The 17,232-nt window shown below is 67.1% G+C and carries 16 protein-coding genes and 1 tRNA gene; 9 read left to right on the plus strand and 8 right to left on the minus strand.

What is annotated here, in order from left to right; all coding sequences use genetic code 11:
- Positions 1-4 precede the first annotated feature (4 nt).
- The 7 genes from mdcC (at position 5) to FHS02_RS13675 (ending at position 4,703) form a co-directional block, all read left to right on the plus strand.
- The gene (gene mdcC / locus FHS02_RS13645) at positions 5-319 is read left to right on the plus strand and encodes a malonate decarboxylase acyl carrier protein (protein ID WP_137317029.1); all 315 of its coding nucleotides are present in this window, start codon (positions 5-7) and stop codon (positions 317-319) included.
- A complete protein-coding gene (locus FHS02_RS13650; RefSeq protein WP_137317028.1) occupies positions 316-1,215 on the plus strand; it encodes a biotin-independent malonate decarboxylase subunit beta in 900 nt (299 codons plus the stop codon). The genes mdcC and FHS02_RS13650 overlap by 4 nt, the downstream gene beginning before the upstream one ends.
- Entirely contained in the window at positions 1,212-1,928 is a 717-nt protein-coding gene (locus FHS02_RS13655; protein WP_137317027.1) for a biotin-independent malonate decarboxylase subunit gamma, read from the plus strand. Before FHS02_RS13650 ends, FHS02_RS13655 begins: the two co-directional genes overlap by 4 nt.
- Positions 1,912-2,604, plus strand: a complete 693-nt coding sequence (mdcG, locus tag FHS02_RS13660; protein WP_137317026.1) for a malonate decarboxylase holo-[acyl-carrier-protein] synthase — start codon at positions 1,912-1,914, stop codon at positions 2,602-2,604. The genes FHS02_RS13655 and mdcG overlap by 17 nt, the downstream gene beginning before the upstream one ends.
- Positions 2,592-3,509 carry a triphosphoribosyl-dephospho-CoA synthase MdcB gene (mdcB, locus tag FHS02_RS13665; RefSeq protein ID WP_137317025.1) on the plus strand — a complete coding sequence of 306 codons (918 nt, stop codon included), beginning with the start codon at positions 2,592-2,594 and terminating at the stop codon, positions 3,507-3,509. The genes mdcG and mdcB overlap by 13 nt, the downstream gene beginning before the upstream one ends.
- Before the next feature lies 1 nt (position 3,510).
- Entirely contained in the window at positions 3,511-4,440 is a 930-nt protein-coding gene (locus FHS02_RS13670; protein WP_137317024.1) for an ACP S-malonyltransferase, read from the plus strand.
- A gap of 122 nt (positions 4,441-4,562) precedes the next feature.
- Complete coding sequence (locus tag FHS02_RS13675; RefSeq protein ID WP_175424951.1) at positions 4,563-4,703, plus strand: hypothetical protein; 141 nt, start codon at positions 4,563-4,565, stop codon at positions 4,701-4,703.
- A gap of 412 nt (positions 4,704-5,115) precedes the next feature.
- Here FHS02_RS13675 and FHS02_RS13680 read toward each other — a convergent pair.
- Positions 5,116-5,190: transfer RNA gene (locus FHS02_RS13680), tRNA-Val, on the minus strand.
- Between the two features lie 212 nt (positions 5,191-5,402).
- On the opposite strand from FHS02_RS13680, the gene FHS02_RS13685 reads away from it, so the two are divergent.
- Positions 5,403-7,334: a TOL_0244 family TonB-dependent receptor gene (locus FHS02_RS13685; RefSeq protein ID WP_175424950.1), complete on the plus strand. Its 1,932-nt coding sequence runs from the start codon at positions 5,403-5,405 to the stop codon at positions 7,332-7,334.
- A 153-nt stretch (positions 7,335-7,487) separates the two neighbouring features.
- Here FHS02_RS13685 and FHS02_RS13690 read toward each other — a convergent pair whose 3' ends face one another.
- The 5 genes from FHS02_RS13690 to FHS02_RS13710 form a co-directional block, all read right to left on the minus strand.
- Positions 7,488-8,327, minus strand: a complete 840-nt coding sequence (locus FHS02_RS13690; RefSeq protein WP_137317022.1) for an alpha/beta hydrolase — start codon at positions 8,325-8,327, stop codon at positions 7,488-7,490.
- Between the two features lie 149 nt (positions 8,328-8,476).
- Complete coding sequence (locus FHS02_RS13695; RefSeq protein WP_137317021.1) at positions 8,477-9,895, minus strand: efflux transporter outer membrane subunit; 1,419 nt, start codon at positions 9,893-9,895, stop codon at positions 8,477-8,479.
- A 1-nt stretch (position 9,896) separates the two neighbouring features.
- Positions 9,897-13,049 carry an efflux RND transporter permease subunit gene (locus tag FHS02_RS13700; protein ID WP_137317020.1) on the minus strand — a complete coding sequence of 1,051 codons (3,153 nt, stop codon included), beginning with the start codon at positions 13,047-13,049 and terminating at the stop codon, positions 9,897-9,899.
- A 12-nt stretch (positions 13,050-13,061) separates the two neighbouring features.
- The gene (locus FHS02_RS13705) at positions 13,062-14,255 is read right to left on the minus strand and encodes an efflux RND transporter periplasmic adaptor subunit (RefSeq protein ID WP_137317019.1); all 1,194 of its coding nucleotides are present in this window, start codon (positions 14,253-14,255) and stop codon (positions 13,062-13,064) included.
- Between the two features lie 102 nt (positions 14,256-14,357).
- On the minus strand, positions 14,358-14,948 hold the full coding sequence (locus tag FHS02_RS13710; RefSeq protein ID WP_221403850.1) for a TetR/AcrR family transcriptional regulator: 591 nt from the start codon (positions 14,946-14,948) through the stop codon (positions 14,358-14,360).
- A gap of 225 nt (positions 14,949-15,173) precedes the next feature.
- On the opposite strand from FHS02_RS13710, the gene aqpZ reads away from it, so the two are divergent.
- A complete protein-coding gene (gene aqpZ / locus FHS02_RS13715; RefSeq protein ID WP_137317017.1) occupies positions 15,174-15,926 on the plus strand; it encodes an aquaporin Z in 753 nt (250 codons plus the stop codon).
- Between the two features lie 150 nt (positions 15,927-16,076).
- Here aqpZ and FHS02_RS13720 read toward each other — a convergent pair whose 3' ends face one another.
- Positions 16,077-16,493, minus strand: a complete 417-nt coding sequence (locus FHS02_RS13720) for a MerR family transcriptional regulator (protein WP_137317016.1) — start codon at positions 16,491-16,493, stop codon at positions 16,077-16,079.
- 88 nt (positions 16,494-16,581) lie between these two features.
- The gene (locus FHS02_RS13725; protein ID WP_137317015.1) at positions 16,582-17,139 is read right to left on the minus strand and encodes a carboxymuconolactone decarboxylase family protein; all 558 of its coding nucleotides are present in this window, start codon (positions 17,137-17,139) and stop codon (positions 16,582-16,584) included.
- Between the last annotated feature and the right edge of the window lie 93 nt (positions 17,140-17,232).

A 17,232-nucleotide genomic window follows, 5' to 3' on the forward strand; every position in this document is an offset into this window, starting at 1 on the left:
CACCATGGAAACCCTTCAATTCAGGTTCGAACAGGGCACCCGCCCGCTGGCCGGCGCGGCCCAGCTGGTCGGCGTGGTCGGCTCGGGCAATCTCGAAGTGCTGATCGAGCCGGCGACGCTGGCCGGCGCCTGTGAAATCGAGGTGCGCACCGCGGCCGTCGGCTTCGGCGCGACGTGGCAGGCCGTGATGACGGACTTCCACGAACGCTGGAGCCTGGCCGACGCGCGCATCTGCATCAACGACATGGGCGCCACGCCGGCCGTGGTCAGCCTGCGGCTGGACCAGGCGGCGCAATCGGTGGCAGGAGGCACGCCATGAGCAGCTACCTGGAACTGACCGCGCGCCAGCGCATTCCCGCCATCTTCGATGCGGGCAGCTTCGAGGAATTCCTGCCGCCCTCGGCACGCATCGTCAGCCCCCACCTGGCGCAGCTCGACGCGCCCGTGTCGTTCGACGACGGCGTCGTGGTCGGGCGCGGCCTGCTGGGCGGCCACGTGGTGTTTGGCGCGGCCCAGGAAGGCGGCTTCATGGGCGGCTCGGTCGGCGAGGTGCACGGCGCCAAGCTGGTCGGCATGCTGCGCCGTGCCATCGACGAGCAGGCCCACGCGGTGCTGCTGCTGCTCGAATCGGGCGGCGTGCGCCTGCACGAGGCCAATGCCGGCCTGATCGCGGTATCGGAAGTGATGCGCGCCATGCTCGATGCGCGCGCCGCGAATATCCCCGTGGTGGCCCTGGTGGGCGGCGCCAACGGCTGCTTCGGCGGCATGGGCATCTCGGCGCGCTGCGCCAACACGGTGATCATGTCGGAAGAAGGCCGGCTGGCGATGTCCGGCCCGGAAGTGATCGAGACCGCCAATGGCGTGGAGGAGTTCGACTCGCGCGACCGCGCGCTGGTGTGGCGCACCACCGGCGGCAAGCATCGCTACCTGCTGGGCGACTGCCAGGTGCTGGTGCCGGACGACACCGCCGCCTTCCGCGCCGCCGCGCTGCAGGCCATCGCGGAGATCCGCGCCGGCAGCGCCAGCCTGAGCCTGGAAGGCCTGCTGGAAGAACAGGACCTGCTGGCGCGCCGCCTGCGCGACACCGCCGGGCTGCCCGACCCGGTCGACGTGTGGCGGCAGCTGGGCGTACCGGATCCGGCCGGCGTGCCGATGCTCGACACGGACGCTTTCATGCAACTGGCGGCACCGCACCGCGCGGGAGGACCACGATGACCTGGCAAACCCTGGCAACCCAGCTGTTCCCCGGCGGGCACGACATCGCCGAACACGACAATTTCCTGTCCGGCACCGGCCAGGTGGACGGCAGGACCGTGGCCGTGATCGGCACCACCGAGCACGTCCCGATCGGCATCGAGATCGCGCTGGCCCAGGCCCAGGCGATCCTGCGGACGGTGCAGCGGCATCCCGGCCGGCCGATCCTGATCCTGGTCGACACGCAGGGCCAGCGCCTGCGCCACCGCGACGAGATGTTGGGCATCAACAGCTACATGGCCCACCTGGGCAAGTGCGTCGACCTGGCGCGGCGGCGCGGCCACGCCGTGATCGGCCTGGTGTACGACCAGGCCCTGTCCGGCGGCTTCATCACCAGCGGCCTGATCGCCAGCGCCTGCTACGCGCTGCCGCAGGCCACCATCCGCGTGATGGGATTGCCGGCCATGGCACGCATCACCAAGGTACCGGAAGAGCGGCTGACCGAGCTGGCGCGCGACAACCCGGTGTTCGCGCCGGGGCCGGAGAACTACCTGCGCATGGGCGGCCTGCACGCCATCTGGGCGGACGACCTGGCCAACCGGCTGGTCGAGGCGCTGGCCGGCACCGACCCGGCCGATGGCCGCATGGCGCTGGGCCAGGACCGGGGCGGCCGCCTGCTGGCGCAGCCCGTCGCCGAGGCAGTCAGGACGGGTGGCCATGCTCGCCCGGCATGATCTCGTGTGGCTGACGGCTCAGGGCTGGCGGCAGGTGCGCGCCGGCATGGCGCCGGAGGCGGAGCAGGAGCTGATCACAGCCTTGGACGCATGGCGCGGCGCCGGCTGGCCCGCCGTGGTACGGCGCGCGGAGGCCGATCCGGCACCGGAAGAAGTGGCCATCGGCTTCGCCCTGCCCCCGCGCCCCGGCGATGGCCGCAAGGTACGTATCGGCAGCCGGGTCGACGTGGCCGAGATCGTCCGCCACACCCCTGCCCTGCCGCTCGCGGGCGCCCTCGGCGCGGTGCCCGACGGCTGGCGCACGGCGCTGGCGGCACTGTCGCGCGAGGCCGCCGACGCAGGACTCGACCTGGCCGTGTACGGCTCGGTGGCCCTGGCCGCTATCACGGGGCAGCGCTATGTGACGCCGGCTTCGGACATCGACCTGCTGCTGCGTCCCCTGGACCGCGAGCAGCTGGCGGCCGGCCTGGCGCTGGTGGCCCGGCATGCGGCGCTGCTGCCGCTCGACGGCGAAGTGGTGTTTCCCGATGGGCGCGCAGTGGCATGGAAGGAGCTGCGCATGGTGCTCGACACCACGCCAGGCACGCGCGTGCTGGCGAAAAGCCTGGAGCGCGTGGCACTGGCGGTACCGGACGACCTGCTGGCGACGCTGGAGGATGCGCCATGCCTGAGCTGAACGGGGCGCTGCTGCTCCCTGCCCGCATGCCGCCGGCCTTCGGCGTTGCCACGGACCGCGCGTTTTGCCAATGGGTGGCGCGCCTGGCCGTGCGCAGCCTGTATGCGGAACTGGCCCTGTATCCGAAGCCCGGCCTGGTCTCGCTGGTCGACAACGGCAGCCACGAGGACATGACGGCAGCCACCTTCGTGCGCAGCCTGTTCGCGCTGCGCCGCTATTTTCTGCGCATCGCCGAAGCGGGCATCGCCGATGCGCCCTTCCATGAACTGAAACGCCTGGGCATCGAGGCCGAGGCGCGCATGCTGCGCGCCACCGGCGGGATCAACACCCACCGCGGCGCCATCTTCTGCCTCGGCCTGCTGTGCGCCGCCATCGGGCGTTGCCGGGCGAGCGGCAATGCGCTGGCACCGGCCGCGATCCAGGGCGCGCTGCTGCGGCACTGGGGCCCGGCACTGGGGGCCCACAGCGCCGACCTGGCCACACCCTCGCATGGCACGGCGGCACTGCTGCGCTATGCCGCCAGCGGCGCACGCGAGGAAGGCGCGCGCGGCTTTCCTTCCGTGTTTGCCGTCGGCCTGCCCGCCTTGCGCCGGACGCTGGCCGCCGGCCGCGGCACGCGGTGCGCGCGGGTCGATGCGCTGTTTGCCCTGATGGCGCATGTCAGCGACACCAACGTCTATCATCGCGGCGGTCCGGACGGCGCGCTGGCGGTGCGGCGCCAGGCGCGCGCCTTCGTCGCCCGTGGCGGCACCGCCGCGCCGGACTGGGAAGCGCGCGCACTGGCGTGCCATCGCAGCTTCGTCGCCTCGCGCTTGTCGCCCGGCGGCGCGGCCGACCTGCTCGGCGCCGTCTGCTTCGTGCATGAGGCCTGCATGACCCAGGCGGCCCGCGGCGGGTACGACTGACATGGCGACGGGGCTCGTCGTGCTGTGTCCGGGCCAGGGCGCCCAGCACCCCGCCATGTTCGACATGGCACGCACCGATCCCGCCGCCGGCCGCCTGCTCGACGCATGGTTCGGCGACCCGTTGCTGGCCGAACCGCTGCAGGCGGCCGTCGAGGGTAGCGCGCGTTTCGCCAACCGGATCGCGCAGCCGTCGATCGTCGCCGCGACGCTGGCGATGTGGACGGCGCTCGCCGATTCGCTGCCACAGCCGGCGCTGGTCGCCGGCTACAGCATCGGCGAGCTGTCGGCCCATGCCGTCGCGGGCGCGCTGGCGCCCACCGCTGCCGTGCAACTGGCGCTCGAGCGTGCAACGTTGATGGATGCATGCGTGTCGAACGGCGTGCCCCAGGCCATGGTGGCACTCTCCGCCATGCCCGACGGCAGTACCGCCGCCCTCTTGCAGCGCTTTGGCTTTCATGCCGCCATCGTCACCGGCGAAGACACGCTGGTGGCCGGCGGCCCCGCCGCGCAACGCGACGCCCTGGCCGAGGCGGCCGTGGCGGCCGGCGGCCGGGCTACCGTGCTGCCGGTCGAAGTGGCGTCGCACACGCCACTGCTGGCGGGCGCCGTCGCGCCATTCGCCGCGCTGCTGGCACGCCAGTACTGGAGCACACCCGCCTTCCCTGTTCTGTCCGGCATTTGCGCCGAACCGGCATGGGACGCCACGCGCGCCGTGGGCGACCTGTCGCGCCAGATCGCCGAACCGATCCGCTGGCAGGACTGCATGGACGCCTGCGCGGAAGCCGGCGCCACCGTCGCGCTGGAACTGGGCCCGGGCGCCGCGCTGTCGCGCATGTTGCAGGCCCGCCACCCCGGCATCGCCTGCCGCTCCGTCACGGAGTTTCGTTCCCTGGACGGGATACGCAGCTGGCTGGGGAGACAGCTCGACTAGCATTCACGATCGGTATATCTGGTATTGCATTTGAGAATTGGAATTCCGGGTGGCTCGCCTATATAACGGTAGCATCGGGTCGCGTTGCGATCCCCACTGCAATCGTTATCCGGGAGTCCATCATGAAACACGTTATCGCTGCCACCGTCCGCACGCTGCTGTCCGCGGCCCAGGCGCGCGCCATGCTGGCACTGCGCAAGCAGGCCGAAATCGCCCAACCTCGCCAGCTGGATTACCGGCTCAATGCCGGCGGGTGGAACTGAGCGGGAAAACTTTTCCAGTTGCACGCTGATGGCCGCCATGGCATTGCGGCCCGCTTTCCGCGCGTGCCTGAGGTCAGCCCACAAGGTCTGTAACACACGTTGCAGGCCTTTTATGTTTGTCGAATCGCAGATCCGTCCCGCCATGCGTGCGATCCGACACAAAGCCGAGGGAGCTGGATGAAGAGGACCGTCAGCTTCTTCAAGACCTGGGCGAAATGATCGAACAGGAAATCAAGTCGATCCAGCTGGCAACGCTGGATCCAGGCTGCGGACAATGCCATGTACGCAGATAAGAAAGAACAGGCGATCCGCGTGGATCATTGATCGTCCCAAGACGCGGCATGCCCCGCACCCATCACGCAAAAAAGGCCCGCAACGCAACGTTGCAGGCCTTTTCTATTACTACGAATCCTGGTGGGAAGTGCAAGTTTCGAACTTGCGACCCCTGCAGTGTGAATGCAGTGCTCTACCCCTGAGCTAACCTCCCTGAAAGAGGCATGATTGTAGTGACCCTCTTGCGTACCGTCAAGACCCTTTTCGCTGGTATGACATCCCGATGGTGTTGCGCACAAGCAAAATATCGGATGGCAAATGTGTCGGGTGCTCTATAATTTCGTTACACGCGCATCAGCCCGTGTTTTTCGGACTGTCGCCGCCTTGGTGGCAGGTGGCGGAGAAGACGGCAACCGCAGGGACGTCATGACCAGAAGAGCCAGCTTTTCACGCGCAGGACTTGTCGCAGCGATCGTGGGTGCGGCGCCAGCCTACGCCATGGAGTCGGATGGCAACCGCTTCGCCGACATGTCGCTCGAACAGCTCAGCGATGTCGTCGTCACATCCGTGTCGCGGCAGGAGGAACGGCTCAGCAATACAGCGGCCTCCGTCTTCATCATCAGCGGTGGCGACATCCGGCGCAGCGGCGCGCAGTCGCTGCCGGAGGCGCTGCGGCTGGCGCCCAACCTTCAGGTGGCCCAGGTCGATGCGCGCAACTGGGCCGTCACCGCGCGCGGCTTCAATACCCCGTTCGAGAACAAACTGCTGGTGCTGATCGACGGCCGCAGCATCTACAGCCCGCTGTTCTCCGGCGTGTTCTGGGATGCCCAGGACGTGGTGATGGAAGACATCGAACGCATCGAAGTGATCAGCGGGCCCGGTGCCACGATCTGGGGTGCGAATGCGGTCAACGGTGTCATCAACGTCATCACGCGTTCGTCGGCGGACACCCAGGGCGGGCAATTTTCCGCCGCCGGCGGCGAGCACGACAAGCACGCCTCGCTGCGCTATGGCGGCACGCTGGCCAACGGCGGCACCTATCGCGTGTACGGAAAATACCGGCAGCTGAACAATACCTTTACTGAAACCGGACTCGATACCAATACGGGCATGCACCGCAGCCAGGCGGGCTTTCGTGCCGACTGGCGCCTGCACGACAGCGTGGTGACCGTGTCCGGCGACGCCTACCAGGGCAAGCTGGGCCAGGCATTCGCCCTGCCTGTGCAGATCTCGGGCGGCAACCTGCTGGGCCGGGTGACACGCAAGCTGTCGCCCGACGCCAACCTGCGCCTGCAGGTCATCGTCGATCACACCGAGCGCGACCAGCCGGGAGCCTTCGTCGAGCGCCTGTCCACGCTGGACCTGGAGGCCCAGCACGACGTGCGCCTCGGCGAGCGCAATCTGCTGACATGGGGCGGCGGTTTCCGCCAGAGCTGGGACAGGGTGGCGAATTCGCAGGGACTCGGCTTCCTGCCCGGCGACCTGAACCTGCGCTGGTCGAACCTGTTCGTGCAGGATGAATACGCCGTGACGCCGTCGCTGAAACTGACCGCCGGCGCAAAGGTCGAGCACAACATCTACACGGGCGCCGAATACCTGCCCAGCCTGCGCCTGGCGTGGACGCCGGGCCTCGACCAGCTGGTCTGGAGCAGCGTGGCCCGCACCGTGCGCGCGCCGTCGCGCTTCGACCGCGACCTGCATTCGCCGAGCGCACCGATGAATGCCGGCGGGCGTATGGTCCATGTGATTGGCGGCGGTCCGGACTTCCAGTCCGAGGTAGCCCGCGTCATCGAACTGGGCTACCGCGCGCAACCCGTTGCCACGCTCTCCTGGTCGGCGACGGCGTTCTACAGCCGCTACGACAGGTTGCGCACCCTCGAGCCGCAAACCGGTCCAGCGGCGACGTCGCTGCTCGCGTTCGAGAACCGGAGCGAAGGCACCACGCGGGGCATCGAAATGTGGGGCCAATGGCAGGCCACGCCGACCTGGCGGATCAATGCCGGCCTGGTGCTGCAGCGCGTGCGCACCACCCTGCTGCCGGGCAGCCAGGACGCCAGCGCCAGCAGCGGTCTGTCCACCAACGACCCGAAGCGCAACTGGCTGCTGCGCACCTCGCACGACCTGACCGACGACAGCGCGCTGGACCTGACGCTGCGCTACGTGGGAGCGCTGCCGGCTCCGGCCGTGCCATCGTATTACGAGCTCGATGGCCAATGGACGTGGAGCCCGCGCCCGAACATCGACGTGGCGCTGGTCGGGCGCAACCTGCTGCATCGTTCCCACCCCGAATTTGCCGCGTATCCAGGGCGAAGCGTGTTCAGCCGCAGCGTGCTGCTGAAGCTGGCGATGCGTTTCTGAACGTGACGACCATTATCGGACGGTGTGGCCGCGGATGCATCAGGACCGTGCTGCTGTACGGTCAAGGCGGCCTATAAGCAGGCGTCGGAGCAGGCGGCAGGAACCGGGCGCGGGTACCGCGCACTTACGAGGGATCGGGGATCGGGCAGGGTCTCAATGCTGCAATTCGATGAACGCGGCGATCTCTTCCAGCGCGAACGTGCAGACGCAGTCGGCGCGGCCGCCCGGTTCTTCGAGCGGCGGCGGCGGCAGGCGTTTCACCGCCGTGGGAATGCCGGCGCCGATCAGCCGGGCGCCGTATTGTTCGGCTTCGTCCCGAAGGGGATCGTCGTCCGCCGACAGGATCAGCGCCGGCGGCAGGTTCTTCAGCCGCGACGACTGCAGCGGCGACGCATACGGGTGCGTGCGGTCGGCGGCGTTCGGCAGGTAGGCGCGGTAGCCTTCCGCGCAGGTACGGGCAACGTCGTCGACGACGGCGGCCTTGTCCACGCAGGCCGGCATCGTGCGCATCGAACAGGTGGACAGGCCCGGGTCGAGCATCGGCATGATCAGCACCTGGCCGGCCAGCGCCGGTCCGCCACGGTCGCGCGCTACCAGCGACACCACCGCGGCCAGGTTGGCCCCCGCCTCGATGCCGGCCACGATGAGCCGCTTGCCGTTCCACGCCAGCTTCGCCTTGTTCTTCTTTGCCCACAGCAGTATCGCGTGGGCATCCTCCACCGCGGCGGGGAACGGTTGCTGGCAGGCCAGCGTGTAGCCGGCGGACAGCGCCACCTGCCCGGGATCGGTGCCGACCAGCTGGCGCAGGAATTCGTCGGCTTCCGCGACCGAGCCGCCGACGAAGCCGCCGCCATGGAAGAACACCACCAGCGTGTCGCGCTTTCCCGCCGCCGGGCCGGCCATGTGGAGCCGGGCCGGCAGCGGACCGGCCGCGCCGGTTACTTCCACGTCGCGCGATACCGCTTCGCCTGCATTGATCGATCGTTCGTTCATCTGCTCGTTCCCTCTATTCCAGATCCCGGCAAGCAACTGACGGGCATCATTCATCGCAAGCTGAAAACCGGTGTCCGACACCGCTTCGGGTGTCCGACACCAGCTGATCCGCCGTTACTGGGTACCAAGCCGCCGGCGGAGTGCGGGCTTTACTGCCAGCCGCCGCCCAGCACTTTATAGAGCGTCACCTGGTTGCTGGCCTTCGCCAGCCGCGCGCTGATATACGTCTGCTGCGCCACGTACAGGTTGCGCTGCGAGACCAGCGCGTTCAGGTACGACTCCGCGCCCTTCTGGTAACGCTGCTCGTGGATCCGGTAGCTCTTGCCGGAAGCTTCCACCAGCGCCGCCTGCGATGCCACGCGCTCGTCCAGCGTGCCCCGCTGGGCCAGCGCGTCCGACACTTCGCGGAACGCCGACTGGATCGCCTTTTCATACTGCGCCACGGCGATGTCGCGGTTGGCTTTCGCCAGGTCGAGGTTGGCCTGGTTGCGGCCGCCCGCGAAGATCGGCAGGTTCAGTTGCGGCATGAACGACCACGTGCCGGCGCCCGCCTTGAACAGGTTCGACAGGTCCGAACTCATCGCGCCGGCCGATGCCGTCAGCGAGATACTCGGGAAGAACGCGGCCCGGGCCACGCCGATGTTGGCGTTGTTCGCCTGCAGCGTGCGCTCGGCAGCCAGCACGTCCGGCCGGCGCTGCAGCACGTCCGAAGGCAGGCCTGCCGGCAGGTCCGCCAGCTGGGTGACCGGTTGCAGCGTGCCCGGTTGTAGCGTGCCCGGCAGCAGCCCGGCAGGCACCGGCGCGCCGGCCAGCAAGGCCAGCGCGTTCTGGTCGGCCGCCACCTGGGCGGTGTACACGGCCACGTCGCTGCGCGCCGTTTCCACGCTGGTCTGCGCTTCGTACATGTCCAGGCCGGACGTGGCTCCTGCTTCGAAGCGGCGCTTGCTGAGCTCATAACTGATCTGCTGGCTCTTCAGCGTGTCCTGCGCCAGGCGCAGGCGCTCCTGGTCGGCCGCCAGCGTCAGCCAGGCGTTGGCCACTTCGGCCACCAGGCTGATCTGCTGCGAACGGCGCGCCTCTTCGGTGCCCAGGTATTGCTGCAGCGCCGCTTCGGACAGGTTTTTCACCCGGCCGAAGAAGTCCAGCTCGAAGGCCGGGATGCCCAGGCCTGCCGTGTACTGGCGCGTGATGTAGCCGTCGCCGGTGGCGGACAGGTTGTCCGGCACGCGCTGGGCCGTCTGGCCCACGCTGGCGTTCAGGCCCGGCACGCGGTCGGCGCGCCGCACGCCGTACTGGGCGCGCGCGGCTTCGATGTTGAGGATCGACACGCGCAGGTCGCGGTTATTGGCCAGCGCCAGCTCGACCAGCTTTTCCAGCTGCTCGTCGGCGATGAAATCGCGCCAGGCGATATCGTGCGCCGCGTTGGCGCCGGCCTGCTCGGCCGGGCGGTACGCTTCGCCTTGCGGCCAGTCGGGTGCCACGGGCGCCGCGGGGCGTTCATACACGGGTGCCAGGCTGCAGCCGGACAGCAGTGCCGCCGCGGCCAGGGTCATCAAAGTCTTGTTCATGTCAGTTCGTTTCATTGGCAATGGTACTTGCGGGCGGTTCCGGATTTTTCACGTCTTTCGGCGTAAACATGCTGCGCACCAGCACGAAGAACACCGGCACGAAGAAGATGCCGAGGAACGTCGCCGACAGCATGCCGCCCAGAACGCCGATGCCGATCGCGTTCTGGCTGCCGGAACCCGCACCGCTTGCGATCGCCAGCGGCAGTACGCCCAGGCCGAAGGCGATCGACGTCATCAGGATCGGGCGCAGGCGGATCTTCACGGCTTCCAGCGTGGCCTCGCGCAGCGCCATGCCCGATTCCTGCAACTCCTTGGCGAATTCCACAATCAGGATCGCGTTCTTTGCCGACAGGCCCACCACGGTCAGCAGGCCGACCTGGAAGTACACGTCGTTAGCCAAGTGGAAGCCCCATGTCGCGATCACGGTGCCGATGATGCCCAGCGGGATGATCAGCAGCACCGAGAACGGCACCGACCAGCTTTCATACAGCGCGGCCAGGCACAGGAACACGATCAGGATCGAGATCGAGTACAGCATCGGCGTTTGCGCGCCGGAGTCGCGTTCCTCGATCGACAGGCCGGTCCATTCGTAGCCGACGCCCGGCGGCAGCTGGGCAATCATCTTTTCCATCTCGGCCATCGCCACGCCCGAGCTCACGCCCGGTGCCGGGCTGCCCTGGATGTTCATCGACGAGATGCCGTTGTAGCGCTCCAGGCGCGGCGAAGCATAGATCCACTCGCCGCTGGCGAAGGCGGAGAACGGCACCATTTCGCCGCTCGCGTTACGCACGAACCACTTGTCCAGGTCTTCCGGCAGCATGCGCGATTCGGCGGTGCCCTGCATGTAGACCTTCTTCACGCGGCCGCGGTCGACGAAGTCGTTCACGTACGACGAACCCCAGCCCACCGACAGCACGCGGTTCACGTCGGCCACCGTCAGCCCCAGCGCGGTGGCCTTCTGGTGATCGATGGTGATCTTGTACTGCGGCGTGTCTTCCTGTCCGTTAGGACGCACACCAACCACCTTCGGATTCTGCGCGGCCATGCCGAGCAGCTGGTCGCGCGCCGCCATCAGGGCCTTGTGGCCGATGCCGGCGGTGTCGGTCAGGTGCAGGTCGAAACCGCCCGCATTGCCCAGCTCCATGACCGCCGGCGGCGAGAACGTGAACACCATCGCATCGCGCAACTGCAGCAGCGCGCCCATCGCGCGGCCCGCCACGGCGGCGCCGGTGTTTTCGTCGCCCGGCCGTTCGGCCCAGTCCTTCAGCTTGACGAAGGCCATGCCGTTGTTCTGGCCATTGCCGCCGAACGAGAAGCCCGCCACGGAGAACACGGATTCGACATTGTTCTTCTCGTTGACGAGGAAATGCTTCTCGACTTCCTGGATGGTTTTCAGGGTGCGCTCCTGCGTGGCGCCGGACGGCAGCTGCACCTGCGTGAACAGCACGCCCTGGTCTTCTTCCGGCAGGAACGACGTCGGCAGGCGCATGAACACCACCGCCAGCACCGCCAGCAGCGCGCCGTACAGCAGCAGCGACGGCACGCGGCGGCGGATCATCGTGGCGACCACGCCCTGGTATTTGTTCGTGCTCTTTTCGAAGCTGCGGTTGAACCAGCCGAAGAAGCCGCGGTTGGTCAGGTGATGGCCCTTCTCCACCGGTTTCAGGAACGTGGCGCACAGCGCCGGCGTGAACACCATCGCGACGATCACCGACAGCACCATCGACGACACGATCGTGATCGAGAACTGGCGATAGATGACGCCGGTGGAACCGCCGAAGAACGCCATCGGCACGAACACGGCGGACAGCACCAGTGCGATGCCGACCAGCGCTCCGGTGATCTGGCCCATCGATTTCTTGGTCGCCTCCTTCGGCGACAGGCCCTCTTCCGTCATCACGCGCTCGACGTTTTCCACCACCACGATCGCATCGTCGACCAGCAGGCCGATGGCCAGGACCATGGCGAACATCGTCAGCGTATTGATCGAGTAACCCAGCGCCGACAGCACGGCGAAGGTACCCAGCAGCACCACCGGCACCGCCATCGTCGGAATCAGCGTGGCGCGGAAGTTCTGCAGGAACAGGTACATCACCAGGAACACCAGCACCACCGCTTCGACCAGCGTCTTCACCACTTCCTCGATGGACAGCTTGACGAACGGCGTGGTGTCGAAGGCAACCACCGCCTTCATCCCTTGCGGGAACAGCTTGCCCATCTCGTCGACCCGCGCCTTCACGGCTTCGGCGGTATCGAGCGCATTGGCGCCGGTGGCCAGCTTGATCGCCAGGCCGGCGGCCGGCTTGCCGTTGAAGCGCACCACGCTGTTGTAGTTCTCGCTGCCCAGTTCCATCGTTGCCACGTCGCGCAGGTGCACGGTGGCGCCGCTCGCCTGCGTCTTCAGCAGGATCGCGCCGAACTGTTCGGCGGTCTGCAGGCGGCTTTGCGCGGTGATCGTGGCATTCAGCTGCTGGCCGGGCACGGACGGCGCGCCGCCCAGTTCACCGGCCGAGACTTCGGCGTTCTGCGCCTGCACGGCCGCGATCACGTCGCTCGGGGTCAGCTGGTAGCTGGTCAGCTTCGCCGGGTCGAGCCAGATGCGCATCGCGTACTGCGAACCGAAGTGGGTGATCTCGCCCACGCCCTGCACGCGCGACAGCGGTTCGAGCACGCTCGATGCCACGTAGTCGTCGATGTCGGCATTGTTCATGCTGCCGTCCTCGGATACGAAGCCCAGCACCAGCAGGAAGTTCACGGTGGCCTTCGAGACCACCAGGCCCTGCTGCGTCACCTCGGCGGGCAGCAGCGGCGTGGCCAGCTGCAGCTTGTTCTGCACCTGCACCTGGGCAATGTCGGGATCGGTGCCGTTGGCGAACGTGAGCGTGATGCTGACGGCGCCCGTGGTATCGGAATTCGACGACATGTAGCGCAGGCCGTCGATGCCCTTCATCTTCTGCTCGATGACCTGGGTCACGGCATCTTCCACGGTTTTCGCGGACGCACCAGGGTAGGCACCGGCAATCTGGATCGTCGGCGGCGCGATGCTCGGGTACTGCGCGATCGGCAGCCCGCGGATCGCGAGCACGCCGGCCAGCATGATGACGATGGCGATCACCCACGCGAAGATGGGGCGATCGATGAAAAATCTTGCCATGTGATGTACTCCTTATTGCACCGCGGCCGGCTTGTTGGCGGCGGTGGCAGGCGCCGCGGGATTGGCGGCGGCGACGGCCGGCGCGCCCGGCTTCACCTTCTGGATGCCCTCGACGATCACGCGGTCGCCGGCGGCCAGGCCGAATTTCACCAGCCACCTGTCGCCCAGCGTGCCGGTGGTGGCGATCACGCGCTGCTCGACGATGCCCTGCTGGTTCAGCACCAGCGCGGTCGCTTCGCCTTTCTGGTTGCGCGTCACACCCTGCTGCGGCACGGCGATGGCTTGCTCGTTCACGCCGTTTTCGACGACGGCGCGCACGAACATGCCCGGCAGCAGGTCATGCTTCGGGTTCGGGAACAGCGCGCGCAGCGTGACGTTGCCGGTGCCCGGGTCCACTGCCACGTCGGCGAACTGCAGCTTGCCTGCCTGCGCATACGTCGAACCGTCGGCCAGCCGCAAAGTGACCTTGCCTTCGGCTTTCTTCACGCCGCCGCCTTCCAGCGATTTCTTCAGGCGCAGCAAGTCTTCGCTCGACTGGGTCACGTCGACATAGATCGGGTCCAGCTGCTGCACGGTGGTCAGCGCGGTTTCCTGGCCGGCCGTCACCAGCGCGCCCGGCGTCACATTCGAGCGGCCGATGCGGCCCGAGATCGGCGCCTGCACCCTGGTGTACTCGACATTGATGCGGGCCGTCTGCAGTTGCGCCCTGGCCGATTCCACATCCGCGCGCGCCTGGGCTTCGGCAGCTACCGCGTCGTCGTAATCCTGGCGGCTCACGCCCTCGATCTCCACCAGTTCCCTGTAGCGCTTCACTTTCGGACCGGCCGTCAGCAGGTTTGCTTCGGCGCGCGCCAGCGCGGCCTTCGCGGCGCTGAACGTGGCCTGGTACGTGGCCGGGTCGATCTGGTACAGCTGGGTGCCGGCCTTCACGTCGGCGCCTTCGGTGAACAGGCGCTTCTGCACGATGCCGGCCACCTGCGGGCGCACCTCGGCGATCTGGAACGCGGACGTGCGGCCCGGCAGCTCCGTCACCACCGGCAGCGCTTCCTGCTTCACGGTATATACGGCCACCTGCGGCGGCGGCATCTTGCCGCCCGGCGCGCCGGCCTGTTGCTGCTTGTCGGAGTCGCAGCCGGCGGTCAGCGCCGCCGCGCATGCGAGGAAAAGGATGCCGGCGGCAGGCCGGTGACTGGTTATTGGTTTCATGGGAGATTCCGTCTGGACTGGTCGTGACTGTTTTTATCGGTGACTGGTGATCGTTTATTAGCGACTACTCACTCATTTATTGGAGAAATTTTTTGTGGAGCTTCATGCATTGGGCAGGAAAACGCGCGCGTACGCCTTGAAACCGCTGAGCTTGTATTCCTCGGCACGCGCGGGTTCGCGCGCGACGAATGCCAGCGTGGCAGCGGCAATGGCCAGGAACACGGCATCGCTGAAGTCCGGATTCAGGTGTCCGAACAATTCGCCTTTCGTGCCTGCTTCCACCAGCGCCACGTCCGGAAACAGCGACAGCTCCTTTTCGCGCGTTTGCGCTGTCAGGATGTCTGTCACGGCAAGCTGGTTGATCGCCTTGTACCAGACTGGATGCGCGATGCCCCAGTCGATGTAGGCGTTCCACTGCCCCTGTGCACGCTGGGCCAGCGGCTGCGACAGGTCCAGTGCTTCGGCAAGCGAAGCGCACATGTTCTCGAACAGGTACAGATACAGCTCGTTGAACAGCGCTTCCTTGTTCGGGAAGTAACGGAAAAGCGTACCTTCCGCCACCCCGGCCATGCTGGAAATCATCGCCGTCGGCGCACCGACGCCGCGCTGCGCGATCGCTTCGGCGGCGGCATGCAGCAGGTGCTGGCGTTTCTCTTCGCTCTTGGGGCGGGCCATGGTGGACAGTGGGTGCAATTAATGAGTGAGCACTCATTATAGCGAAAAAATGGCGCTGCCGCAAATGCGTGCAACGGCCCTGTCCGCGTTGCTGCACTCCAGTGCGCGGGTACGACAATGAATTGTCATTGTTATAGACATAGGTTGCCTACTCCTGCACTATTGCTGAAACTTTCCGTATCAAACAGATTTCGACAAACGATCAGTTTCATCCTGCTATCCACCAACTGTATCGGAGCTGAAATGCCATTGACAAACCGTCTCGCCGCCGAGTTTTTCGGCACCATGTGGCTTGTTCTGGGAGGGTGCGGCAGCGCCGTCCTGGCAGCTGCCTTCCCGGAACTGGGCATCGGCTTTGCCGGTGTGTCGCTCGCCTTCGGTCTCACCGTTCTCACGATGGCCTATGCGATCGGCCATGTCTCCGGCTGCCACCTCAATCCTGCCGTCTCGGTGGGACTGGTGATCGGCGGGCGCTTCAAGGCGAAAGACCTGCTGCCATACATCGTCGCCCAGGTGGCCGGCGCAATCGTTGCAGCCGGCGTGCTGTATCTGATTGCTTCGGGCAAGGCGGGATTCGACGTCTCGGCTGGCTTTGCCTCGAACGGCTATGGCGAGCATTCCCCTGGCGGCTATTCGCTTACCGCCGCCCTGGTATGCGAGTTCGTGATGACGTTCTTTTTCCTGATGATCATCCTTGGCGCGACGGACGAGCGGGCGCCGACAGGTTTTGCACCGATTGCCATCGGCCTGGCTCTCACCTTGATTCACCTGATTAGTATTCCGGTGACCAACACATCGGTCAATCCCGCACGCAGCACCGGGCCGGCGCTATTCGTGGGCGGTTGGGCGATATCGCAGCTGTGGCTGTTCTGGATTGCGCCACTGCTGGGCGCCGCGCTGGCGGGTGTTGCATACCGTATCGTCAGCGGTGAACGCAGCCAGGCCGCAGGTATCGAAGGGCCGGCGGACGCCAGCCAGCTTGCCAAGGCCCGGTAAGTTCCATACCTGCAGGCGGGCCATCTCCGCCGGCGACGTCGATCGTCACGTCCACGCCCTTGCCGCCGGTGAAGCTTCAGGACTTCCTGCTGCCAATCCGGATGGCAGGTTCGTCCGGCGTCGGCGCATCGCCCGGTACCAGGTTGGGTTCTAAGCCGCGCGCGTCCGGGCGGACGCGCGGCAAGCGGCATCCAGCGCCGATTCGCCTTCGGCGGCGCGGTAGTACCCGATCTTTTCCTGCAGCACACCGGCGGCGCCGCGCATCGCTTCGATCTCCGCAAGCACGTCGGCAAGATGCTCTTCGAGCAGCACGCGCCGCTCCGGGATGGTGGCGTCGCCGGCCGCCCGCAGCCGGGCAAACGCACGCATTTTATTGATCGGCATGCGCGTGGTCCGCAGGCGCAGCAGGAATTCGATCCAGGCGAGGTCGGCGGCCGCGTAGCGCCGCTGGCCGCCGCCGGCGCGGCCGACCGGGGCGATCAGGCCGATGCGCTCGTAGTAGCGCAGCGTATGCGCCGTCAGGCCGGTGCGCCGGGCAACCTCGTCGATGCTCAGGTGTGGTTCCATGTCGATGGGAAGAGGTGGATGGCCCTGCAACTGTAGGGCCACTGGCGCCGCGGCACAAGCGATACAGGTGACACGGTCGGCACAGGCGTTACGGGCCGGGCGCAGGTGCTGCGGCTTCCGCCGCCGCTTTCATCGCGGAAGTCTGCACGCCCTTCTTCTCGAACACCTCCCTCGCCGCGGCAATGCCGTTCAAAGCGCTGGGAAACCCGGCGTAGACGGCCATCTGCATGATGATCTCCACGATCTCGTCGGGCTTGCAGCCCACGTTCAGCGCGCCCTCGACATGCACCTTCAACTGCGGCTGGGCATTGCCGAGGGCGGTCAGGGCCGCCACGGTCGCCAGTTCCCGCGTGCACAGCGAGACGCCGGGGCGGGAGAACACGTCGCCATAGGCGAAGTCGACGATCCAGTCGCCCAGTTCCGGCGACGTGCGCCGGATGCCTTCCACGACAGAGCGCCCTTCGGACCCGGTAATCTTTGCCAGGGCGGCTTCGCCGCACGCGCGCCGTGTCTCCTGCCCTGCCGCCGGCTCAGCCGCCAGGGCCGAGGTATCGGCCAGTGCGCCCGCCAGTAACAGGCTGGCCGAAATGCCGGCCGAAATACCCGCCGAGATACCCGTTGGAACCGCCGATGTCTTGTTCGCCATTGCTCGTTGCCTCCATGATTGCCGTGATGGGGCCGCGCCATCGCGCGGGTGCATGGGGTCATGCACGAACACAGGCTACGGGTTAGAGCGCAC

Source organism: Pseudoduganella umbonata, from assembly GCF_014192225.1.
Taxonomy (GTDB): Bacteria; Pseudomonadota; Gammaproteobacteria; order Burkholderiales; family Burkholderiaceae_D; genus Rugamonas; species Rugamonas umbonata.